The 23,395-nt window shown below is 58.7% G+C and carries 21 protein-coding genes and 2 pseudogenes; 14 read left to right on the top strand and 9 right to left on the bottom strand.

Annotated features, from left to right (window positions below; translation table 11 throughout):
- Positions 1-83 precede the first annotated feature (83 nt).
- From JGU72_RS28300 to JGU72_RS28285, 4 genes are all read right to left on the bottom strand, one after another.
- Positions 84-1,232: a glutamate--cysteine ligase gene (locus tag JGU72_RS28300; RefSeq protein WP_307828641.1), complete on the bottom strand. Its 1,149-nt coding sequence runs from the start codon at positions 1,230-1,232 to the stop codon at positions 84-86.
- Between the two features lie 2 nt (positions 1,233-1,234).
- The gene (locus JGU72_RS28295; RefSeq protein ID WP_199687631.1) at positions 1,235-1,894 is read right to left on the bottom strand and encodes a superoxide dismutase family protein; all 660 of its coding nucleotides are present in this window, start codon (positions 1,892-1,894) and stop codon (positions 1,235-1,237) included.
- Between the two features lie 111 nt (positions 1,895-2,005).
- Positions 2,006-2,521: a LytR C-terminal domain-containing protein gene (locus tag JGU72_RS28290; protein ID WP_199687630.1), complete on the bottom strand. Its 516-nt coding sequence runs from the start codon at positions 2,519-2,521 to the stop codon at positions 2,006-2,008.
- Between the two features lie 40 nt (positions 2,522-2,561).
- Positions 2,562-2,894: a DUF3263 domain-containing protein gene (locus JGU72_RS28285; protein ID WP_199687629.1), complete on the bottom strand. Its 333-nt coding sequence runs from the start codon at positions 2,892-2,894 to the stop codon at positions 2,562-2,564.
- Positions 2,895-3,043: 149 nt separating this feature from the next.
- On the opposite strand from JGU72_RS28285, the gene JGU72_RS28280 reads away from it, so the two are divergent.
- From JGU72_RS28280 to JGU72_RS28225, 13 genes and pseudogenes are all read left to right on the top strand, one after another.
- On the top strand, positions 3,044-3,637 hold the full coding sequence (locus tag JGU72_RS28280; RefSeq protein ID WP_199687628.1) for a peptide deformylase: 594 nt from the start codon (positions 3,044-3,046) through the stop codon (positions 3,635-3,637).
- On the top strand, positions 3,627-4,559 hold the full coding sequence (locus JGU72_RS28275) for an N-acetylglutamate synthase, CG3035 family (protein ID WP_199687627.1): 933 nt from the start codon (positions 3,627-3,629) through the stop codon (positions 4,557-4,559). The genes JGU72_RS28280 and JGU72_RS28275 overlap by 11 nt, the downstream gene beginning before the upstream one ends.
- 8 nt (positions 4,560-4,567) lie before the next feature.
- Positions 4,568-5,086 (top strand): annotated as a pseudogene (locus JGU72_RS28270) (exodeoxyribonuclease III); the annotation flags it as partial.
- Positions 5,087-5,134: 48 nt separating this feature from the next.
- On the top strand, positions 5,135-6,535 hold the full coding sequence (locus JGU72_RS28265) for a recombinase family protein (protein WP_199687626.1): 1,401 nt from the start codon (positions 5,135-5,137) through the stop codon (positions 6,533-6,535).
- A gap of 437 nt (positions 6,536-6,972) precedes the next feature.
- Positions 6,973-7,314 (top strand): hypothetical protein, encoded by a 342-nt coding sequence (locus JGU72_RS28260; protein ID WP_199687625.1) that lies wholly within the window; start codon positions 6,973-6,975, stop codon positions 7,312-7,314.
- A 335-nt stretch (positions 7,315-7,649) separates the two neighbouring features.
- The gene (locus tag JGU72_RS28255; protein ID WP_199687624.1) at positions 7,650-8,861 is read left to right on the top strand and encodes an ArsR family transcriptional regulator; all 1,212 of its coding nucleotides are present in this window, start codon (positions 7,650-7,652) and stop codon (positions 8,859-8,861) included.
- 933 nt (positions 8,862-9,794) lie between these two features.
- Positions 9,795-10,064 (top strand): hypothetical protein, encoded by a 270-nt coding sequence (locus JGU72_RS28250; protein ID WP_199687623.1) that lies wholly within the window; start codon positions 9,795-9,797, stop codon positions 10,062-10,064.
- A 222-nt stretch (positions 10,065-10,286) separates the two neighbouring features.
- Complete coding sequence (locus tag JGU72_RS31480) at positions 10,287-10,511, top strand: helix-turn-helix domain-containing protein (RefSeq protein WP_374101167.1); 225 nt, start codon at positions 10,287-10,289, stop codon at positions 10,509-10,511.
- Positions 10,512-10,790: 279 nt separating this feature from the next.
- Entirely contained in the window at positions 10,791-10,985 is a 195-nt protein-coding gene (locus JGU72_RS28245; protein ID WP_199687622.1) for a hypothetical protein, read from the top strand.
- Positions 10,982-11,851, top strand: coding sequence for a hypothetical protein (locus JGU72_RS28240; protein WP_199687621.1), 870 nt, complete (start codon positions 10,982-10,984; stop codon positions 11,849-11,851). The genes JGU72_RS28245 and JGU72_RS28240 overlap by 4 nt, the downstream gene beginning before the upstream one ends.
- A gap of 685 nt (positions 11,852-12,536) precedes the next feature.
- Positions 12,537-16,757 (top strand): single stranded DNA-binding domain-containing protein, encoded by a 4,221-nt coding sequence (locus JGU72_RS28235; RefSeq protein ID WP_199687620.1) that lies wholly within the window; start codon positions 12,537-12,539, stop codon positions 16,755-16,757.
- A gap of 278 nt (positions 16,758-17,035) precedes the next feature.
- Positions 17,036-17,353 carry a hypothetical protein gene (locus tag JGU72_RS28230; protein WP_199687619.1) on the top strand — a complete coding sequence of 106 codons (318 nt, stop codon included), beginning with the start codon at positions 17,036-17,038 and terminating at the stop codon, positions 17,351-17,353.
- Positions 17,354-17,358: 5 nt separating this feature from the next.
- Complete coding sequence (locus JGU72_RS28225; protein WP_199687618.1) at positions 17,359-17,679, top strand: hypothetical protein; 321 nt, start codon at positions 17,359-17,361, stop codon at positions 17,677-17,679.
- A 360-nt stretch (positions 17,680-18,039) separates the two neighbouring features.
- Here JGU72_RS28225 and JGU72_RS28220 read toward each other — a convergent pair whose 3' ends face one another.
- On the bottom strand, positions 18,040-18,708 hold the full coding sequence (locus JGU72_RS28220; protein WP_199687617.1) for a hypothetical protein: 669 nt from the start codon (positions 18,706-18,708) through the stop codon (positions 18,040-18,042).
- Positions 18,709-18,798: 90 nt separating this feature from the next.
- Positions 18,799-19,065, bottom strand: a complete 267-nt coding sequence (locus JGU72_RS28215; RefSeq protein WP_199687616.1) for a hypothetical protein — start codon at positions 19,063-19,065, stop codon at positions 18,799-18,801.
- Positions 19,066-19,125: 60 nt separating this feature from the next.
- On the opposite strand from JGU72_RS28215, the pseudogene JGU72_RS28210 reads away from it, so the two are divergent.
- A pseudogene (locus tag JGU72_RS28210) lies at positions 19,126-19,413 on the top strand (exodeoxyribonuclease III); the annotation flags it as partial.
- On the opposite strand, the gene JGU72_RS28205 reads toward JGU72_RS28210, so the two are convergent.
- From JGU72_RS28205 to JGU72_RS28195, 3 genes are read right to left on the bottom strand one after another with little or no spacing between them, the layout of a single operon-like run.
- Positions 19,383-21,086, bottom strand: coding sequence for a putative bifunctional diguanylate cyclase/phosphodiesterase (locus JGU72_RS28205; protein WP_199687615.1), 1,704 nt, complete (start codon positions 21,084-21,086; stop codon positions 19,383-19,385). The pseudogene JGU72_RS28210 and the gene JGU72_RS28205 overlap by 31 nt on opposite strands.
- Positions 21,087-21,117: 31 nt before the next feature.
- A complete protein-coding gene (locus JGU72_RS28200; protein WP_199687614.1) occupies positions 21,118-21,573 on the bottom strand; it encodes a MarR family winged helix-turn-helix transcriptional regulator in 456 nt (151 codons plus the stop codon).
- Positions 21,573-23,348: an MFS transporter gene (locus tag JGU72_RS28195; RefSeq protein WP_307828640.1), complete on the bottom strand. Its 1,776-nt coding sequence runs from the start codon at positions 23,346-23,348 to the stop codon at positions 21,573-21,575. The genes JGU72_RS28200 and JGU72_RS28195 overlap by 1 nt, the downstream gene beginning before the upstream one ends.
- Between the last annotated feature and the right edge of the window lie 47 nt (positions 23,349-23,395).

The following is a 23,395-nucleotide window of genomic DNA, read 5'->3' as shown; positions in this document are numbered from 1 at the left end:
CAACACAAGAGAACATAGTAAACGGCCGATTAACACATTCCTTGCCAGATGAACTGTGGGCAACGAATCCGCGCCCGCGGTTCTCAGCTGTCGAGCTCCCGGACCAGCGAGTCGACGACCGCAACGAGATCACCGTTGTTGTCGGCTGCGACCTTGCGTTGTCGCTGGTAGGACGCACCGTGTCGCGGAATCTCGGCGACTCGGTCCAGTTCGTCGGAGCACCCGAGGAGGCGCGCGGTAGGCGCGAGCCGTTCGAGAAGATCGTTCAGATCGTCCGTGACGAGCCTCTCGTTGCTGTCCGCATCGAGAATGATCTCCGCATCGAGCCCGTACCGTGCGGCGCGCCACTTGTTTTCCTGGACGTGCCACGGCGGGATGCTCGGCAACGTTTCGCCGTTTTCCAGGCGCGTATCGAGGTCTACGACGAGGCAGTGGATCAACGCGACGAGCGCACCGAGTTCGGCGCGGGAAGGTACGCCGTCACAGACGCGGACCTCGATCGTTCCCCACTTCGGAGCCGGCCGAATGTCCCAGTGCATGCTGCCGATGTGGTCGATCACGCCGGTTTTGACCTGGTCGTGCACGAACGACTCGAACTGGGACCAGTTCTCGAACTGGAACGGCAAACCGGCGGTCGGCAGCTGCTGGAACATCAGCGCTCGGTTGCTGGCATAGCCCGTATCGAATCCGGCCCACACCGGCGACGACGCGGACAGAGCGAGCAGATGCGGGTACTGCAGGAGCAGCGAGTTCAGGATCGGGAAGACCTTCTCCTGGTGGGAGAGTCCGACATGCACATGGACGCCCCAGATCAGCATCTGCCGACCCCACCACTGCGTACGTTCGATCATCTCTTCGTAGTGCGGCGACTTGGTGAGCTGCTGCGTCGACCATTGCGCAAACGGATGCGTACCGGCGCAGAACAGATCGACGCCGAGTTTGTCGGCCGCACGCCGGACGACGTCCATCGTGCCGCTCAGATCGTCGACCGCCTCATCGACCCGGTGATGCACACCGCTCACCAATTCGACGGTGTTGCGCAGCAGTTCCTTGGTGATCTGCGGCGTGCCGTCGTGGGCGTGCAGGTCTTCGCATTCGTCGAAGACATCGGCCGCATTGTTGACCAGATCGCGCGTGGTCTTGTCGACCAGCGCCACTTCCCACTCGACCCCGAGAGTATGTCGCTCCGAAGTTGCGAACGGCACCCTGTGCTGGGTTCCCCCCGCGGACACCGCTACTTCTTGATAACGCCGCAGGCAACCCTGCTGCCAGAGTCACCGGTCGACTTCGTCGTCGCGTCCGCGCCCTGTCCACCCTCGCGGTTCGTGTACCGGTCCGCGGGGATGTTGGCGAAGTTGTCCGGCCCGGAGTGGACGATGATCGTCTTGTTCTCGATGTCTTCCAGCGTGACCATGTCGGTAGCGGTGGTCAGCGTGGCCTCACCGTTCTCGAGCGCCAGCAGCGACGTCAGATCGCCGCTCGAGTGACCGGACTCGTTGCCCGGAATGTTCAGGTGCCCGCCCGCGGACGTGAAGTCGCCGTCGCACTCGCCGCCCTGGTGAATGTGGAAACCGTGGAAGCCCGCGCTCAGCGTCGTGACGTCTGCGGAGACTGCGACGTGACCGTCGGCCTCGGTGAACGTGACCTCACCGATCTTCTGCCCGGCCGAGTTCTCCAGGTCGGCAACCAGCGAATCGCCGGAGCCCGCTTCGAGTTCGCCCGTTGCCTGCTCAGCGGCGGCAATCGAGGGTGCGACCGAAGTGAACGGCGGCGGTGTCGTGCCCTTCTCGCTGGTCGGATCCTGACCGTTCGAGCAGGCAGCGAGGCCGAGTGCCGCGACAGCGACCATCGGCGCAATGCGCCACGTCAGGCGAACACGGTTGGACAACGCCATGGAACCGCTCCTCATTTGGTGGGCGAGCAAGAGCAAGTGGGACTGATCATAGACGGGCTACTACACGGCCCGTAGCGATGCCGGTAAGAATGCGCCAACACTGCAAACCGGCTACTCCGTTACGACGACGACTATGACACCGTCGCCCAGCGAGGTGATCGCGGCGGTCTTCACTTTTGCCGTCGCGTCTATCTCCTCGGCGATCTCGAGCGCAGCCGCCTTCTGATCTGCCGCGCCCTCGTCGTAGAAGACCGAGTTCGCGGCGACCGCCGAATCGGGGTAATTCGCTGTCGTGGCGACGTTCCAGCCGGCCTCTTCCAACTGCGTGCTGACGCGGGCGGCGAGACCGCCGATCTGGCCGCCGTTGTAGACCGAAATCGGATCCGACTTGTCCGCCGTTGCGCTCGCGGCGCTGGTGACGGGGCTCGAGTTGCCCGCCCCTCCGGTCGTTGCGCCGTTTGCAGTCGGGGCGACGCTCGAAACCGACGCCGACGAACTGTCGGAATCAGAATCGGACTTGGACAGCGAAAGGGCACCCAGTCCGGCGAACACGATTCCGAGCGCAATCAGAATCATCGCGAGCGCTCGAAGCGGCGGCCCACCGGCGGGCGGATGCGGGTTGCTCACTGATTTGCCTTCGACACTGCAGTGACACTAATCGACAGTGTCAGGTGACTTCGAATCCAAGCCGACGCGCCGCGCGCGCCTTCTGGCGGCTCGCACGCAGTCTGCGCAGGCGCTTGACCAGCATCGGATCGGCAGCGAGGGACTCCGGCCGGTCGACGAGCGCGTTCAAAACTTGGTAATAGCGAGTTGCGGACATGTCGAAGAGTTCCTTGATCGCCTCTTCCTTCGCACCTGCGTACTTCCACCACTGCCGCTCGAAAGACAGAATGTCGTGCTCACGGCGGGTGAGTCCGTCCGCGCCGCGTTCGTTGGCATTGGCCGAATTTCCGGCCGGCCCAGGCTGATTCCGGCTTCGCGCTGCTGCGCCGTCCATCTCACTCCCTTGACAGTGCCCGCCGCTCCGCCCAGTATTCGAGGCGAATTACGCGGATGTTGTTCGGGATCATTGAACCATGATCACGCGTCGGCGTTTGGCTTCCTGCGCGCGCGTCGCGAACCACTACGCCAGTATTCTTGGCGACCATGGCAATTCTTCCGATCCGCATCCACGGCGATCCGGTCCTGCATCGCCCGACCGAACCGGTCACCGAGTCGCCCGCAGAACTTGCGGAGTTGCTGGCCGACATGCGGGAAACCCTTGCGGCCGCGAACGGCGTCGGACTGGCAGCGAACCAGGTCGGCGTCGGCCTGCGGCTGTTCATCTACGACTGCCCGGACTTCGATGCCGACGGTAATCAGATCCGCCGCACCGGGACCGTGATCAATCCGGTCCTCGAGACGTCCGAGATTCCCGAGACGATGCCGGACCCCGACACCAACGACGAAGGCTGCTTATCCGTTCCGGGAGAGACGTTTCCGACCGGACGCGCAGACTGGGCGAAGGTCACCGGCACCGACGAGGACGGTGATCCGGTGACGCTCGAGGCGCACGGTTTCTTCGCCCGCATGCTGCAGCACGAGGTCGGGCATCTCGACGGGTTCCTCTACGTGGACGTCCTGGTCGGCCGCAACGCACGAGCCGCGAAGAAGGCGATCAAACGCAACGGCTGGGGCGTGCCCGGGTTGAGCTGGATTCCGGGGCAGGTTCCCGATCCGTTCGGCCACGATGACGAGTGAGATTCCGCTCGGCACGCGCGTAGTGCTGCGCTATCGCCTACCACCCGGTTATGCCCAGGTCGTGACGGACGTCATAGGCGAGCTGCTGTCGTTGGATCCGCCACGGGTGCGGAGCAAGAGCGGCGAGGTACTCGAAATCGCGGCAGACCGCGTCGTCGCACTGAAAGCGCTGGGCCCCAGACCTATTCGCACGAGCGAGATACGGGCACTGGAACGTGCCGCCGCGGACGGTTGGCCAGGCATCGAACAGGAGTGGATCGACGGTTGGCTGTTGCGCTACGGCGCGGGCTTCACCGGACGGGCCAACTCCGCTGCGCCGCTGGGCGACTCGGTGGGGCCCCTGCCACTCGACAGGATCCGCCAGTGGTTCGCCCTGCGCGGCGAGGACTTTCGGCTGCTGCTCCCCGACCGCTTGGGCGCGGTCCCGAGTGGGTGGCATTCGTGGGACGAGGTCGCTGTGCTCGCAGCGGACATCGACAACATCGTCCTGCCGGACGGTCCGGCAATGATCACCATCACAGATCGCCCCGGCCCCGAATGGCTTTCGCTGTATCGCTATCGCGGCTCGGTCCCGCCGCCCGCCGCGGTGAGCCTGCTCGAGGCGGTCCGCGACGGGCAGGTCGCGTTCGGCCATCTGCTGGTTGTCGACGGTCAGCCGCTCGCAATCGCGCGTGCCGCGATCACGTCCGCTCCGGACGGCCGCCGCTGGGTCGGCCTCACGGCGGTCGAGGTCGCACCGCAGCATCGACGGCACGGTCTCGGAACTCTCATCTGCGCCAGGATGATTCGGTGGGGACTCGACAACGGCGCCACCCACGCGTATCTGCAGGTCGCAGTCGACAACGAGCCGGCGATCGCGATGTATCGGCGGCTCGGCTTCATCGATCACCATCACTACCGCTACGCCCGTCCGGAAGGCTGATCCGTCCCATGCTCAGATTGGCTACCTGGAACGTGAACTCGGTCCGCTCGCGCATCGATCGCGTCATCGACTGGCTCGACCGCTCCGATATCGACGTACTCGCGATCCAAGAGACCAAATGCCGGGACGACCAGTTCCCGTACGAGCGGTTCGACGCGGCCGGTTACACGGTCGCCCATGCTGGTTTCAACCAGTGGAACGGGGTCGCGATCGCGTCGCGAGTCGGACTCGACGATGTGCAGATCACCTTCGAAGGTCAACCCGGATTCGATCGCGACGAGACCGAAAGCCTGTTCTCCGCACCGGTCGTGGATGCTCGTGCGATTGCCGCGACCTGTGGCGGAGTTCGCGTGTGGAGCCTGTACGTACCCAACGGCCGCGCTCTGGACGATCCGCATCTGCAGTACAAGCTGGAATGGCTGGCACGGCTTCGCGACGAAGGCCGGCGCTGGCTCACCGCCGACCCGGACGCGCAGATCGCCCTGGTCGGCGATTGGAATATCGCGCCGACCGACGACGACGTGTGGTCGGTCGAGTACTAGTTCGTCAAGTTTTAACTGTGTAGTCTGTAGTCTATGAAAACCGCAATCTACGTGCGCATATCGAAAACTCAGGGTGGCGGCGACCGGCACGGCGTTGATCATCAGGAACGCGACTGTCGAGCCGAAGCGGATCGGCGCGGCTGGCAAGTGGTGGAAGTATTCGAGGACAACGACATTACGGCGTCGGGCAAGAAACCTCGCCCTGCCTACGAAGGCTTGATGGACGCGATTGAGCGCGGAGCGGTTGATGCGCTACTCATTCGCGACACCGACAGGCTGTACCGAAGACCGCTTGAGCTTGAGCGACTGATTGATCTGGTCGAAAGTCGGTGCGTAGAGGTTCAAACGCTGCGTTCCGGCAGTGTCGATTTGAGTAGCGCTTCAGGACGCGCTCACGCGCGAGGCCAGGCGGTGCAGAACCGCTACGAGATCGAGAAGCAACGGGAACGGATGCTCGACAGCCACAGGAACCGCGCTATCGACGGAAAGCACCGGGGAGGCGCTAGACCGTTCGGTTGGGACGAGGGGCTGAATACTGTTCCCGAAGAGGCCGACGCAATCAGGGAGGCGACGGCCAAGCTGTTGCGGGGCGAGTCGTTACGCGGTATCGCAGCGGAGTTCAACAAGCGCGGCTTACCGAGTGCTCGAGGTGCCGAGTGGACTCCTGTGTCAGTGCGCAAGGTCGTTGCTCGTGCGAGGAACGCCGGTTTGGTCGAACTTCGGGGAAAAATTCTGGAGGGCGTGCAGGGGAAGTGGGAACCGCTTGTTAGCCCGGATGAGTTCTACGGTGTACGTGCGTTACTTGCGGACCCGTCACGGAAGCGAAGTCACGTCTTCAAGCGACGGTACCCGGGCGTCGGTGTCTACCGATGCGGGCGTGTAGTTGAAGGACGGACTTGCGGCAAGCCGTTGGAGTCTTCGAGCGACCATCGCGGGCGTGCGGTGTACCGGTGTCGAAACCTGCATCTTTCTCGAGAGGTCGCGCATGTTGACGCCAACATTGCCGCGTTGGTTGTGGAGCGGCTGGGTCGAGAAGACTTTGGCTTGATCCTTGCGCGGAACGACGTGGAGATTGATGTTGTTGGATTGCAAGCGGAACGGGATAGTTTGGTTGAGCAGAAGCGCGCAGCGGCGGCGGCGTTCGCGGATAGAGATATGGGCTGGGACTTCGAGCAGATCAAGATCATTAACCAGCGGTTGAATGCCAAGATCAACAACATAGACGAGCAGCTAGTGAAAGCCAGAACCGTAAGCCCAACCGCTGATCTGCTCTTGCAGGGTGATGATCTAGCGGAAGCCTGGTCGAAAGCATCGCCTACCGTGCAGGGCAAGATCATCGCTGAGTTGATGGACGTGACGCTGTTGGCGGTTCCAGCGAGCGAACGAAACCAACCATTTAACTTTGACTATGTGCAAATTACGTGGAAAGTGTGACGTAGCTCATACTCAGCACGTCGGGTGACGGGAACAATAGAAATACAGCACGTGTTGGACCCATGTTAGGTTGTCTGGCTTCGGCCAGGTCCGTTCGGAAATGAACACAGCAAGCCTATCGGAAATTGTTGTGTCGCAATGCTGTCAGGGTAGCCCTGGCGCAGACGGAGCTACGACCGTTGTCTACCAAAACAACAAGAACTATTTATGTCGACATTGAACGCATTCGCCGTGAAGCTGATCGGGCAGAACGGGAAGCGCGGCCAACCGACGAATGTAGACGACGTGTCGCAAATCTACTGGGTTGCAGCATTCGGCTGAATGAGTGATTCTCAATCGCGCTATTCCTGCCTTTAATTCGTTTCCGCTACTTTCGTTTGAGCGGCGGGAATACAAACCGAAATGAACACGTTCAAAACACCATGACACTAGACAACATGAAACCAGTACGGAATACCGGCGACTTCTGGGGCACACTGAACAGCGCGCAACTCAGCAACGTTCACGCTGACCACATCGACGGACAGCGTTGCTTCATCTGCGCAGCCGAGTTCCTGATTCATCCGGTGCCGAGATCGATCATGTACCTGTATCGGCGGGAGGTTGGACAGCCCGCAGAACTGGACGCCGAACCGGTAAGCCTGGTCGCGTGCAACGACTGTATTTCGAGTGTGTGGACCGAATGCACCGGAGAGCAACAAACCGACTTCGATGCTGTGCGGCGTCACGGAATGTGTATGGACATGTTCGATGGAGAGTACGCGATTTCGCTGGATTAAGTTTCGACCCGCGTTCGTATCCGTTCCCCCAACTTCCCCGGCACCGAACCGTTGAATACAATTGAATCAAAAAGACTCCAAAAGGAATGAAAAACAATTGAATTACAAAGCGTTTAGCGAATGGGTCGCGCCTACCGGTGTTATCACCACAAAGCAGGGCGACTTCATCGGTCGTTGCTCCTGCCCGGTATGTGGCACAACCGTCCTGATTCGCACCGATCTATGCCTGGTTAACCACGGTTGCCCTGGTCCTGATACGGATACGATTCTTCACAACCTTCTCAAGTTTTACAAACTCGAAACATCTTTCGTCTAAACAAAAACCAATAGGAAAAATGAACACCGAAACCACAACTAAAAAAGCCAATGCCACGCCAGTATCTCGAGATGCCCAAAAGGCGAACCTCGAGGTACTGACGCGCGTATCGACGGAATTTCTAGGCGAGCATTACGACACGCAAGCACTACACGCAACCGTGGCTGCTGCGGCGGCGCATCGACTCTCTGGTTCCCCTGCGTGGCTGGTTCTAATCTCGGGCTCTGGAAACGCGAAAACGGTAACGGTCGATTCTCTTCACACCGTTGAAAACGTTACAGCCGTGAGTGTGATCGGTTCCGAAGGCGCTCTGTTGTCAGCGTCTCCCGCGAAGGACCAAACCAAGGCGTCGACTGGCGGACTACTCCGAGAAATTGGGGACGATGGAATTATTGTTATAAAAGACTTCACGTCAACTATTTCAAAAAGCGGAGACGCGAAAAACGAAACCCTAGCCGCACTCCGCGAGGTTTACGACGGAAACTGGACCCGCAAAATGGGTGTCGACGGCGGAAAATCCTTAACCTGGTCGGGGCGCGTAACTGTAGTTGCCGCTTGCACTACGGCCTGGGACAGGGCGCAGTCTGTCATTGCCGCCATGGGCGACCGCTTTGTACTGTGCCGAATGGACTCGACTTCAAAGGCGGTGCGCATGTCAGCGGGGCGCAGTGCGTTGTTGGGCAGCGGTAACGAATCCACGATGGCGACGGAACTATCCGACAACGTGAAAATCGTTCTCGAGGGTATCGACGTGGACGACCAGCCCAAGCCAACCAAGCAAGAAATAAATGCAATCCTGTGTGCGGCGGAACTGATCACAAAGGCGCGCACAGCGGTTGAACGTGACGGCAGGGAGCCGTCTATGGCGAATGCTCCCGAAATGCCGACACGTCTAGCCAAACAGCTACTCAGCCTATTCCTTGGCGGTGTGGCTATCGGGATGGAACGTGCAGACGCGATGACGATGGTTTTACGTTGCGGTAGCGACTGCATTCCTCCGATGAGGTTGCAGATACTCAAATGGCTCGAGACTAATCCAAACCAAACGACGGTAGATGTTAAGAACGGTATCAACCAGCCGCGCCAGTCCACGGACCGAGAATTGCAATCTTTGCAGCTACTCGGCATATTGGCTCGCACCGAAGAGTCGAGTTGGCGGTACCGACTTGCAGACGGGATCGACCTCTCCGTTCTGCGGCCGTGCCCACAATTCGCACCCCCTTCTCTATAGGCAGGCACACCCCCTACCGTGCCCACAATTCGCACCCCCTTCTCTTTAGGCCGCTACCACCCCCCTCCGGGGGAAGGGGGGTATGCAAAATGTGGGCACGGAGTGACCTGCGGTCTTAATTGACAAAAAACCAAACGTAACACCAAGAACTAAGGGCAGCGCCCTACCAAATTTTGGAATGTAACGTCATCTTTAAACCGGTGCAGAGCGGCAAGGCTCTGTTCCGCGCTTGGTCGGCTTCTGTTCCAAATTCGAAGAGCGTGAATTTGTAACGAGAATTTTAAACCGATTGGTTTCATTTTCACCCTTGGGTTGCCCGTAGCGAAGCGGAGGGTAACAAAACTCCGGTAGGACTCTTGGGCGAGGTTGCCCGCAAGGCTGCCCCGCTTTGGGTTCCGATGTTCCGATTGTCCGTAGTGGGGCTGCCTGGCGGGCTACCTCTCTACTAACCAACGTCACCAAAAAATATTGAAAGAACAAGATCAAAATGAATGAAAATCAGCACAACAGGCTACGCAAAATATTATCCGAAACAACCGGGCTCCTACAACGAACGTCCATGACCCGCGTAGATGCATCCTCGCCCGAGGCCGCTGCGCGTTTTATGTGGACATGTCATGTGTGCGGCTCAGAATCGACGCTCAGTATGGACGAGATTAGCTATTGCATAAACATGGTCCATGCACCTGGTTGCGTTCGTCCCTCCTCTCGGCGCGTCTGATGGCGATTCAAGCGTTCTTGCATGGCCGTTGCATCAGCAATGTAGGGGTGAAGCGGTCACGGTCCCGCTTTTACGATCCGGCGACTAAGGTACGGACGCGAGCCGATTGCGTTGTTATCAATCTGGACGATCTAGCATTCGAGCTTGGCGAATCGGAAGCATTATCACTTGCCGACCGCATAATCGATTGCCTCGAGGATGGCCGGTAGACCGTGAAGCCGAGGAAGTGGCACGACTTCTCTGGTTACAGTGGTGCGGATGCGTTGGCGTCACTGAAAATCGAGATTGCGAAGGCGGTTGTGGACGAACTGAATGTCGTCTACAAGGGTAAGATCAACCAGACCCGAGCGGCTGCTAAATTGCGCGTGCGGCGGCAGGCGTTGGGTCATGTTATCTCGTTTCAGATGGACAAAGTTGGTATGGCATTCTTGCTTGATATAGCGTCCAAGTTGAATATTCGGTATACCTTCCGGCGTGAGTGACGCATAAAACGTCAACAGATCAGCGCAATTCTTGCAGCAATTGATAGCCCTACCAGCATGAATGGCAATTTGTCGCAATAAATGGTATAATAGTTTTGTCACTACAAGAATGCGTTTTTCCGGTCGGACGGGCTACTGAGCCCTGGTCCGGCCATTTTTATTTTGCACCCTAATCTTATCGAAACGATAAAACCGAGCAGAACCCATTGGAACAAAACACAGATGAACACAAAAAACAACGGCGGTGAAACTGTAACCGTCGCAGAAGCCGCCAAGGCCCTAGGCGTATCGCGAGACCGCGTATACCAATTGGTCAAAAGCCTCGAAGCATATAAGGCCTCGCTAGGCGCGCCCTGGTCGATTCCCAAAACGAAGCTGAACGAACTAATTCAAATCCGCCGCGCCGAAACACCCGACTACCGCACGCGCCCCCCTGAACTCCCGTGAAATTGGAATAGCCCACGGGAACCGATCAACGAGAGTCGCGATGGAACCTTTCGTTGATCAGGGACTTTGGTTGATCGAACACCGCAACGAGCAACATCACGGAACTCGTTCGCCGTGGTCAACCGAAGACAAGTGTGCGCCCCCGAGTCCCTTTCGCCGTTTGTTTTGATGCCGCACGTGGGGTTGTGGAATCCCTCACCTAATGCGCTCAACATTCTGGGACTCGGGGCGTACACCCAAAGACATTCGATACATCATTTTCAACAACAGAAAAGAACAATGGAAAATCTAGAAGCAATCAACGCCTTTGTGGCAGAACGCGACCTCACAAAGACCGAAATAATCGAACTCAACCGCCAACTACAGCAGAAGTACAACGTGGATGCGAAGGTCGAAGCGGCCAAGCAGCACGCGCGCGAGGTCATTCGTAGGCGAGGCCAAGTTCCGCGCAGTGAAAGCGAGGCTACGAAGTGATCAACCCTGCGACCCTTCCCACGCTGGTCAAAATGAACCCTGTTCTGCGGGAATCTGTGTTGGCTGAAACGGATTACGAAAAGTACGAAACATTCCTCGAGGAAATCAGAAAGCGGCGTCGCCCGTTCCTGGTCACCCAACCAGCGGGGGCCACAGATGCCATCGTGCAGGACGTTGCAGACGCACTCGAGGTACCGGATGATTTCGAAACCACGGTCGGAAATGCGTACGTGACGGCTAGCTCCTGGCGTGAAATCGCGGAAGCGTATCGAAAACTAGTGGCAAAGACAGAGAACGCCAGAGACGAGCACGTGAAGGAAAAGACATTAGAGATTCTAGGTGACTTGAATCAGCGGATCGAAAACCTCCAAGCGGACCTGACCAAAGACGTAGCAGCGTTGAAGGGAGCGCGGTCGCTAGAGGAGGTCGTCACCAAGGGTTACGAGTGTGTCGAGGCTTGGAACCGAATCGGGTCTGTACATACCGTGACGTACAAAAACATTCGAAAAGCTCAGCACGTCATCACACCGTACGACTTGAATGATGCCGAGGCATTTCTAACCGGTGGTCACCGGCTGAACTATCTTCGCTTCATCCTTCGTAACCATGCGGACTTTGACGATATTCGCGACAGTATCCGGACAAAGCGAACCAGCATCATCGATATGGGTGCCCGGCTTGGTCCGTCACCTTGGCCGGATACTGCTCTGTCGTTTCTGCTCTGGTCGGTGGATGCAAGAGCCGTCTTCTGGGTTCCGAAGCCCGCGCAATACGCGACCGAGGCACCGGCCGATAATTTCCCGCTGGTGTCCCGCCAGAAGGCCCATTCCATGGTGACTGATGTGACCGCAAGATTCGAAGACTAAAAGGAACAAACAGTAATGCCCAACTACACGTCGAAGATCGAACGTCTTCATTTCGCATTTGCAAAATACCTTGCAACGTTGTCCGACTCCGAACTCACCGAATACCTAGAGGCTATTGCCACAACAGGCGCGCCCCCCGTGGTCGAAGAGTAGGAGTGCGTTCCAAGCGAAGGGCGGTTGCCGTAAATGGTGACCGCCCTTTTTCATTTCACTTTGTACCGCCCCTTGCACCAACTGCCGGCCGCAGCCCTGAATATTTCAGACGGTAAAAGGGTACCCCCGGCGCTATTTCGTTCGTCAACGGCCATCCTGTGGCCAAACAAGGCGCATTCCAAGAAGGTTTCACATGTCCACTTTCGAAAACTTCTCGTTAAACCGAGCGGGAGTAAGACAATTTCTCACATCTGACGACCTACACGCGTTCATGCGAGACCAGGGCGATACGGCGGCACGAGTAGCGCGAGCCCGATTGCCCCGCAGAACCGGCAAACTCCGTGGATCGGTAACAAGTTCCGAACACGTCGAACGGGACCGATGGGTTACCACTGTATCCGCAGACGCAGGCAAAGCCTTTCATCTCGAAGCCGGAACAAAAAACATCACTGCTCAACGCATTCTGAAAGCACTAGCTGCCGAAATAGATCAATAAACCTTGCGGTAAAAAGCCGCTGAAACGAGTAACACAATGGCCATAATCGCAAAAGCTGATCTACAGATCAATCCGTCCATGCGCGGATTCTTTACAAAGATCAAAAATGAGCTACGTGCATCGAACATCGTCGCAAAAGTCGATGTAGCGCCGGACATGGCGAATTTCCGTCAACGACTACAGCAAGCGGCACGCGGGCTGACCGTCAACGCCAGACTCAACGTCACCACACAACCGATACAAGTCGATCTTGACTTCGCGCGAGCACGAGCACAGATCGCAGCGTTCCAGCGGTCCGCTCCACGAGTCACTCTCGGTGTAGACGTGAATACCGCCGCCGCGAACCGGCAATTGGCACGTCTGGCACGGACCAGGACGGCGTTGATCCGAACGCGGGTCATCGGGCCTGGCGCTGGCGGTCGCGGTGGCAACAGCAACGGTGGAGGGCTTGGCGGCGCTCTGCTACCAAACGCGGCGGTTCTCGGTCTCAGTGCGCTACCAGCGACGGCAACGGCAATCACATCGGTCACGCAAAGCATCGGGGACCTCGCCAAAGCGGGACTAGTGCTTCCAGCCGTATTCGCGGGCATCGGGGCCGCAGTCGGCACGCTCACCGTTGGCCTGACCGGGATGAAAGACGCGCTGTCTAGCGATCCCGAGAAGTCTGCCGAAGCGTTCGCAAAGTTGTCGGAGTCCGCGCAGAACACCGTGACGGTAGTCAAATCGTTCTCCGAGCAATGGACAGAACTTCGAAAAGGTGTGCAGAACAACCTATTCGACGGAATCGCCGATTCGGTGCAGCGACTCGGCGACAAGGGTCTACCAGTACTTCGGCAGGGCATGGAACAAACCGCTTCCGCACTAGCCAAAGGGTTCAGGTCCACTCTTGACGAATTGTCCTCTGATGCAAGCGTTTCCGACTTCACGAAAATCTGGGGCAACGTGTCGACGGGCATCGACAACGCCACTGGGGCTGCTAAACCGTTCGTTCAAGCCATTCGAGATATCGTTTCGGTTGGTAGCGAGTTCCTTCCGAGCTTTGGAACGGGCCTCAGCAACGCAACACAGAAATTTGCAAACTTCATCGCCAAAGCACGCGAAACAGGCAAGCTAAAAGAGTGGATGCAGGACGGAATTGATTCCGTAAAAGACTTGGGCGCGATTGTCAAAAACGTCGGCTCTACGCTCGCATCCATCTTTAAAGCAGCAGACAACGACGGAAAAACGTTCCTCGAAACGGTACGCGACGTTACAGAGCGTATGTCCAACTGGTCTAAAGGCCTTGAAGGGCAGGGAAAACTACGGGAGTTTTTCGAAAACAGCAGGGAAAGTATGGATCGTTGGCGTCCTGTGTTGAAAGACATTGGGACGCTACTGGTTGCAGCATCGACCGCAGCCGGGGCATGGTCCGCTGTACTCATGCCATTCCTCAGTGGTGCGGCGCAGTTCCTTTCTGAACACACAACTTTGGTACAGGCCATTGTCGTCGCTTGGTTGGCAACGAAAACCATTGTGCCAATCATCCTTGGAATTTCAGCTGCTGTTACAGCGGTTCGGACCAGCATGGCAGGTCTCGCCGCAGCGAGCGGCGCAGCCGGTTTGATGGGCGCTCTCGGTACTGGCGGATTGACGCTCATCGTGGCAGGACTCGCGGCAGGACTCTATTTGCTCACGTCTCGGCATAAGGATGCGGCGGCAGCGGCAGAAGAGCAGCGCCAAAAGGAGAAGGCCCTACAGGACACGCTTGACGAAACAACGGGCGCAGTCACCGAAGGAACGAAAAAGGCTGTAGCACAGGACTTTCAAGACCGTGGAGTGCTGGAGCGGGCTGAATCCTTTGGCATAGATACCAAATCATTTAACGATGCTGCGTTGGGTTTGAACGAACCTGAAAAGGATCGAATTTCGCAGCAGCTTCAAAAAGTGGTTGCGGATGAATTGGCGAACACCGATAGCTTCACTGGTCGACGTGGATACGGTGCCAGGCTGAACAACAATGGTTTGGACACCGATGCGGTAAGCGCGGCTCTGTCCGGAGTACCTGAAGCGGTGGAGCGTTACGCCAATGTGGTCGAGGACGTAAATACCCGTCTTCGCAATGCGGGCGCGAAACCAGGTGATCTACTACCTGACCTTTCCGAACTCAAGAATGAATTGTCCGATGTAGGCGAGAGTGCCGCTACGCTTAGTGGCGAGATGCTCGGGACGGGTGAGTCTGTTGCTAACGCGGCTGCGAGGGCTCGAGAGCTCAACTCCACGCTGAACGGTACCTACGAATTGACCGAACAGGGTGCGCAGTCGTTCAACGATATGGGTATTGCTGTCAGAAGTGTTCCGGATTCGAAAACAGTGGTCATTGAGGATACGACAGCGGAAAACATTGCACGACTTCAAGAACTAGGCGCAACCGTTGTTGACCTGCCGGACGGCACCACAACCGTAACTTTGAACGACGTAGAGGCCCGCGCAAAAATTCGGGAAATCATTGCACCGAAAAGGCTCGAGGTTGAAGTTGTTCCTACCGGTTCGTTTGCGAATGCGTTCACGCGTCTACAGGGTGCCGTTCGGCGCGCTAGTGGTGGCATTGTGCGTGGCCCCGGTTCGGGCACTTCCGACAGCATCATGGCCTTTTTGTCGAATGGCGAATATGTCATTAATAGCGAGTCTACGAAACGGTTTTTGCCACTTCTGGAATTGATCAACAAGAACCTCTTGCCGAAGTTCGCCCGTGGTGGACTAGTGACCGAAGAGGAACGTGCCCGCATGGGTGGCGGTGTGGTCAACATGTCGTTGCTCGAGGCTGTTCGCTCGAAGTACCCGAATGCTGTTCTTACGTCTGCCAAGACCGATCACGGTGTTGATGGGGGTTATCACCCGAAGGGGATGGCAATTGATCTTGGTCCCGATGGCGGTGTTCTTGATTTTCTTTGGCAGAACCGTGATCAGTTGGCGCAGATTATTTTCGATGATCCAACAAAGGTCTGGTACAACGTAAACGGAGAAAAAGCCGAAGGCGCGGAAGCTAGAGCAATTTACGGCGAATCCACCATGGCGCAACACGGAACGCATATCCACGTTGCCGCTTTGAGTCCGGTCAACTTCGGTGGATTCGCTGGCGGGACCGGCCAAGGCGGTACAGGTGAGTTCAAGGCGGTTCCGACTGCCGCGACCGAGCAGGACCGCGTTGTTGATGCCATCATTGCCGAGGGTCGCAAACAAGGAATATCCGACAAGGGCATTCAGATTGCGATTGCTACCGCTTTCGCGGAATCTGGCGGACGTATCCTTGCGAACCCGAACGTTCCGGAGTCGTTGGAGATTCCGCATTCTGGAGTCGGAACGGATCACGACAGTGTGGGACCGTTCCAGCAACGGAACTCGTGGGGTTCTGCGGCGGACCGCATGGACCCGAGCACGTCGGCAGCCCTGTTCTATGAGCAACTGAAAAAGTTGGATTACGAGAAGATGGACCCAGCAGCAGCCGCACAAGGTGTGCAGGGTTCCGCATTCGCAGACGGCTCGAATTACCAGGCGCAAATGTCCAAGGCACAAGAGGCCTTCGCGGCGCGCTCTGGTGGCTCTACGGGCGATTCAGGGGCGTTTACGGGTGGTCGGGCGTCCATGGGTGGAGACGGTTCCGCTGCGCCGGTATGGGTGACCAACTGGCCGGGACAACCGGCCTCTACGCCAGGTGGACCAAGCGCCAGTGATCCGTACTCGACTGGTTGGGGTTCCGTTGGAACAGGTGCAAGTTCATATGGAACAGGTGCAACAAGTTCATACGGAACACAATCCGTAGGACAACTACCAGGATCGGCAGACGTACTCGCAGGAATCAAAAAGGTACCGGAATGGTTGCCTGGCGGAAACCTACTCCAGCCCTTCGTCAGCGCCCTACCTAATTCTCTGCCAACCGAGATCGGACCCGGCGGAGACTTCTCGAGTGCTTGGGGCAGTGGATTGACGGCTGGACCATGGTGGAGCCACGGGGCGCAGTCCGGTGCAGCATTGAGCGGGCAAGCGGCAGCGTTGGCACAGAGAACAGCTTCCGATTTCATCGGATTCTTCAATCCTCAAAACGTGCGGGGAATGCTGGAAACTGGCGTAGCCGGATTGGGTGCAAGTGCGATGAACGGTGGCGGAACGTACGCGCCTACATTCAATAACACGGGAATGTCGCCTAGTAAGGTCGGGGCCGTAATCGCGAGGCATGAGGCGCGTCTAACGAGAAGTTATTCACGTAATCCGACGCGGTAATGCGTAAGGGTAGACCGGGTTGGGTGTTGGAATTTAATTCTGTTTCAACACCCACCTGGTTTATTCCAAGGGGGGGTCAGCCGCCGGCAATTGCTACAACACTCAATACAAACATGAAATACGTTGTGCTGCAAGGGGAGTGGGGGGAGCCCGTATGGGGGTCACTCTTGTACCGCGAAGCACTGCGGCTAGATAATTTCGCACCCCGTTTTCCGCTGGGCTCCAATGACGCTCTGAACAGGGCATGTATTCATTTTAAGTCGAATTATAGGTGTTTTATGGCAAAAATAACGTATCCAAACGGCTTGAAAGAGTCCGGTAAGGCCCTCTATAAGTCGATTGTAACCGTTTATGATCTTTCTGTAAGCGAGAAACAAACGCTGACCGAGGCTTGCCGAGCGGTTGATAGGCTGGATTTGCTGGCATCGGAGTTGGAAAAAGATCCGTTCAATAAGTCGTTGATGGTTGAAACGCGGTTGTTGTCGGCGCACAAGGTCAGGTTGATTACAGCGTTGCGCCTTCCCGAGGTTCTCGAGGACGAGCGCGTGTATAGGCCGCAGAGGCGTGGCGGTTACCGAAATGGCAACCGTAGGTAATTAGCGTGGCACAGTTCAAAAAGGTAGCCCCGGACAAACCGCAGGTACCCGAGCGTTTCCGCGACGGCATAAGCATTGTGTTGTTCGCCAGGGCTGAGTATGAAGCATTCGTGTTGCAACGGAAGTTTCTGAGTGCTCCTCAAGTCGAAAAACAAGTTGCTGATATTAAATGGGTTGCGCGGCAACGGTTCTGGAACGAACTTGATGAATGGTTATTGGCTAACGGTTACGTCCACCACGGTTACGCGCACCGGGCAGGCGTTCACGGTCAGATGCCGATTCGGGAATCAAGTCAGTTCCGTTGGCCCGCGCACAGTTCCAAGTAAGGATTCATTTTGTTGCAATTTCAATTTACGGATACGTTTCGGGTGCATCGACGGCTAGCGCGCGACCGGTTCGGAGACGACGACTACGCATGGCACCACGACATACGGGGCGCTGTAGCCCCTACGGGGGGCAGAGAGTGGGCCTCGAGTCCTGGCGTGGTCTCGAGAGATTCGCACCGTGAAGACTTGGCTCTGTTCACCGAGCTTCATTCTGATGTAATCCATTCGGACAGAATCGAATACGACGGAAGCATGTTCAATATCGTTGAAGTGCAACGATTTACTCAGAAAGCGCTTACCGGTACGCCGGGGTTCAAGGTGTTGAAGCTCGAAGGATTCGACCGGGACTGAGAGTGACGTTTAGTCTTTGAATCCCAACAGTATCGCGGCAACGCCACCGACGAGAGCGATTATTCCGCTCGCAACGAGCGATACACGCTCGAGCGTGAAGCCGTTCCGGCGAGACAGTACGACCGGTTGGCGGCGTGCCTTCTGAATGTTGCTGAAATAGACGCACAGACTCGTAAAGATCAGTAGTACGACGGCTGTCCCTTCCAAGGTCCAGGCCACCGCCTTGTTGCCGTCATTCCAAAGCGCAACAGCAAAGGGAAGCGACCACATGAAGGCGACATAGATCGCAAACGACCGAACCCAACTCCAAAGCTTCCATGTGAACCAGCTTCTATTCGGCAGATTCGCCCAGTAGTGCGAAACCTGGGAGAGGCGGTCGCGCGCAGTGTCGCCTTTCGCTTCCACCCACGGTTCAAATCGGTTGAGACACACTGTGACCTGAGAACCGTCTGCGTACTCGAAAACGCCGAACAGGCGCACCAGGTGCTGCGCATCTTCTACCGGGGCGAGGTCAGATACATCTGTGAGTCTCGCTTCACTTCCGTCTTCCCATGTGGCCTTACCGGCCCACAGGTTCCGCGCGTCGGTCGCGGGAAGTTGCATCAGTTCGACAAGTTCGTCGGTCGTGATCTGGCCGGGGCGCAATGCGACGCGAGTCGGTTTGACCTCTTTCTTCAACGAACGGCTCTTTTCCGATGTAGGGGCGCACGGCGACGGGACAGAAGATTACCGCCTTCGATGCGCACCGCATCAGAAGGCGTACCGCAACTAGCTAGTGGTGAACTCATGTCCCGCGTAGTGGGGGTGGAGCGCCGCAATCTGGTCGCACTCGACGCATACGACTCCGCTGGCTTTTAGCACTGCGCCTTCTCTGGCAACCTCGAGCGCAGCAACCATACGGTTCACAGCTTCGGGGGAGAGGTCTACGGCGACCCCGGCGACCTCGAGCCGAACCAACGGCTGTTCCTCTATAGCGGCGGAACTGATCTTGATTTCAACATCGGGGTAGGTTGCGCGTACGGTCGACGTTGACATTGATGGCCTCTCAAACTGCGAATCTGCTGGTCAGAACACTGTGAATTGTGTACCCGTTAGTACTTCGAGGGCAAGACGCACACCTCACCGGCGGAACGGTCGGCGTTCGACGCGATCGTCGCGGCGGGCTACGCCGACGTGGTCCGCCCGTTCGCACCCGGCCCAGGCGTCTTCACCTATTGGGACTACACGCGGCTGCGGTTTCCGCGGCGCGAGGGGATGAAGATAGATTTCGTCCTCGCCTCGCCTGCGCTGGCCACTCGCGCGACGAGCGCGCTCATCGACCGTGAAGAACGAAAAGGCAAGGGCGCCAGCGATCACGCGCCGGTGGTCGTCGAGTTCGCGTAAGTCGTTGCGGCGGCGGCAGGCATCGCCGCGCCGAGATGCCAACCCTGCGCGTAGCGGTAGCCGAGGTCGCGTGCGAGGGTCAGTTGCCGTTCTGTCTCGATCCCCTCGACGACTGCCCGGACGCCGAACGAGTCGGTCATGTTGCGAAACAGTCGCAGCAACGACGTCGCCCGGTGAATATCCCTCTCAGCGACGAAGCGGCGGTCGATCTTGATGCCGTCGAGCATCCCGGACGCCGAAAGATCGCTCAGCCGACCGATATTCGAGTATCCGACACCGAAATCGTCGACAACGACGGCAATTCCGGCCTCGCTCATTTTCTGCAGCGTGTTGCGCGTCGCGAAGCTGTCGTCCATCATCGCGGTCTCGGTCAGTTCGACGCTGACTCGGTCGACCTCCAGGCCCGCCCCTTTGGCTGCCAGGACGATTCGATTGGGCAGATCACGATCGCGCAATTGCCGGGGCGCGATATTCACCGAAATGCCGATGCTCGAATCCCATCCGGCCGCAGCCGCGAGCGCTTGTTGCAGGATCACCTCGAACAATTCGTCGATCAACGGAGATTTCTCTGCGAGCGCGATGAATTCGTCGGGCCGGATCTTTCCCAATTGCGGATCGTTCCACCTCGCGAGCGCTTCGAACGCCACGACTCTGCCGCATTCGATGTCCAGCACCGGCTGAAACTCGGCGTGCAACGCGTGTTCGGCGACCGCCCGGCGCAACCGCGTCGACACCGTCAGACGGCGGCTCGCGCGGTCGATATCGGGCGAGTAGAACCGGTAGGCAGCGCCGCCCGAATTCTTCGCGGCATACATCGCGGTGTCTGCCCGCGCGAGCAACCCAGCGGTGGTGTTCCCGTCGCGGGGTGACACCGCCACTCCGATGCTGGCTGTGATGCTGACGTCGATGTCTGCCGGCGGGTCGAGAATCGGCAGGTCGATCAGCAGCGGGCCGGCAATGACCGCCAGCACGTCTTTGGCGACTCGCTCCAGTGCAGCGAAGTCGGAGAGCGGCAATCCGATGACCAACTCGTCGCCGCCCAACCGGCCGACGATGGCTTCTTCCGGAACCGCTGTCCGAATTCGCGTCGCGATGCGGTTGAGGACGAGATCGCCCAGCGCATGCCCGTGCGAATCGTTGATGTCCTTGAAGTCGTCGAGGTCGACGAGCAGAACCGCGAAGCCGGCGCCGGCCGCGAGCGCGCGACCGATGAGGCTCTCGGTGTATTGCCGACTGCTGAGTCCGGTTACCGAGTCGTCCTGCGCAAGCTGGCGAAGTGCATTCTGATTCTTCACCTGCTCGGTGACGTCGACGCTCACTCCGAGACTGCCGATCAGCTCACCCGAGGCCGAGTACGTGGGGGTGTACCGCGTTTCGAATACGCGGTCCAGAACCGTCGCCTGAATATCGAATTCCTCGCCGGCGATCGCACGGCGGAAATGTCCCGCGAAATCCGCTCGCTCTGCGTAGACGTCGAAGATGCTGTTCCCGACGAGCTGGCCCGGCGCGAATCCGAGTTCGATCAATGCTCCCCCGGTCGATACGCGAATTATTCCGTCGATATCGATAGCGAAAACGATCAGCGGGGCAGCGCAGAGAATTTCGGACAGCCGCTCAGCGCTGTGCCAGCGGACAGCGTCCGCATCGGTATTTTCCGAAGGACCGGCCGTCATCGGAATTCACCTTCCAGTGCTGCGGGAGCCCTCAGCCTAGTCCACCGTCGTCGTCCGCCAAGGCATCTTCGAGCTGCACCAATGCGGCGGCGAGGGTCTCGCGCGTCGTTGGTTCCAGCTGCGCCAGGGCAGCGGCGAACCTTTGGATCCGATCCGAAGTCAGCCCGCTGACCAGAGCCTTTCCCGTTTCGGTCGCCGAAAGCAACGTCGCACGGCCGTCGCTGCGATCTGCTTCGCGGCGCAGATGCCCGGAGGCGTCGAGCGCAGCCACGATCCGCGACATCGTCGGAGCGGACACTCGCTCGGTGGCAGCGAGGTCGCTGAGGCGCATCGGTCCCGACCGCACGAGAGTCGCCAACGCGGAACCGCTGCCCGGGCTCAGCGCACCGGCGTCACCCGACCGGCGCAGGGCCCGAGTGATCCTGCCGAAAAGCAGGTACAGATCAGCTGCCGTACCCAACGCGTCGTCGTCGAGGTCGCCGGTCATCACACCCCTACTTTGTCGGCTTCGCGCAGTTCCTCTTCCTCCTCGTGAACATATCGACCGCCCGCCCACCACGATGCCGCAGCCCCGAGGAACATCATGATCGCCGCCGCCAGGAACACGACGACGAGGCCCGAATGGAACGGTGCGGACATGAGGTTGGGGAAGAAGTCCTGGCCCGTGAGCACCTCGGCGTCGACGCCGGGCCGGGTCAGCTCGCCGCTCGGCCCGACGAGTTCTTCGATTGGGTTGAAGCCGAGGAACGCCGCGAACAAGCTGCCGACCGGCGGCAATCCGGCAACTTCGCCCGCGACCTGGCTGGACACGCCTTGGTCTTCGAGACCCGATTGCAGCGCGCCGGGCAATGTGTTGGAGAGCCCGATGATCATGAGGGAGAAGAAGATTCCGATCGAAAGCGCCGTGCCGCCGTTGAACAGGGTGCCGCGCATACCGGACGCCGCGCCGCGCTGGTCGGCGGGGACGCTCGACATGATCGCCGCGGTGTTGGGCGAGGAGAACAACCCGGACCCGACGCCGTTGAGGAACACGATGAACGCGAACAGCCAGTAGTTGAAGTCGACCGGAATCACGAGCAGCAAGAGGAACGTGATGCCGACGATGACGAGCCCGCCCGTCGCGAAGGGGCGGGCGCCGAATCGGTCCGACAGCCAGCCCGAAACAGGTCCGGCGGCAAGGAATCCCACCGTCAGCGGCAGCAGGTAGATGCCCGCCCAGAGCGGCGTCGACTCGTAGTCGAAGCCGTGCAGCGGCAGCCAGATGCCCTGCAACCAGATGATCAACATGAACTGCAGTCCGCCCCGCCCGACCGAGGCCATCAACCCGGCGATGTTGCCGAGCCCGAACGCTCTGTTCCGGAACAGCGCCAGCTGGAACATCGGTTGCGCCACTCTGGTTTCCACGAAACAGAAGACAGCGAGCAAGGCTAGGCCACCGAAGACGGCCGACAGCACCCAGGGGTTGCCCCAACCGGTGCTCGAACCGCCGTAGGGCTGAATTCCGCAGGTGATCCCCGCGAGCAACGCAGTGAGCCCGAGTGCGAACGTCAGCGTCCCGGCCAAGTCCAGTCGGCCAGGATTGCGCGCGCCCAGTTCGTGCAGCGACCGGTACGACCAGACGGTGCCCAGAATGCCCAGCGGCACGCTGACCCAGAACACCGCGCGCCAGTCCCACTCCGACAACACGCCACCGATGATCAAGCCGAGAAACGAACCGGCAACGGCCGCAACCTGATTGATGCCCAACGCCATTCCGCGCCGGTTCGACGGGAAGGCGTCGGTGAGGATCGCCGTCGAGTTCGCCATGAGCATCGCACCGCCCACGCCCTGCACGACGCGCCAGAGGATCAACCACATCGCGCCGCCACCGCGGTCGAACGGATCGATCGAAAGCGCGACTGCGGCAACCGTGAAGACAACGAAGCCGAGGTTGTAGATCTTGACCCGGCCGTACATGTCGCCGAGGCGGCCGAACATCACGACCAGCACGGCCGACGCGAGCAGGAATCCCATCAGTAGCCAGAGCAGGTAGCTGACGTTGCCCGGCGCGAGTGGATTCAGGTCGATGCCCCGGAAGATCGCGGGTAGCGAGATGATCACGATCGACGAGTTGATCGTCGCCATGAGCACGCCGAGCGTCGTGTTCGACAGCGCGATCCACTTGTAGTGGGGATGGTCGTGGTCTACCCGGAGTCGGCGCCGGATGGTCGCGGCGTCCGCGAGGTCGACGGGTTCGGGTTTGCTATCGAGGGCAGCACTCACTTACGAGATATTAGTTGCTTAACGCTAAGCAACCAATATTCCGCTCG

The organism is Antrihabitans auranticaus (assembly GCF_016481275.1).
Taxonomy (GTDB): Bacteria; Actinomycetota; Actinomycetes; order Mycobacteriales; family Mycobacteriaceae; genus Antrihabitans.
Note: the sequence above shows the minus strand (reverse complement) of the source record. Positions and strands in the feature narration are given on the sequence as shown.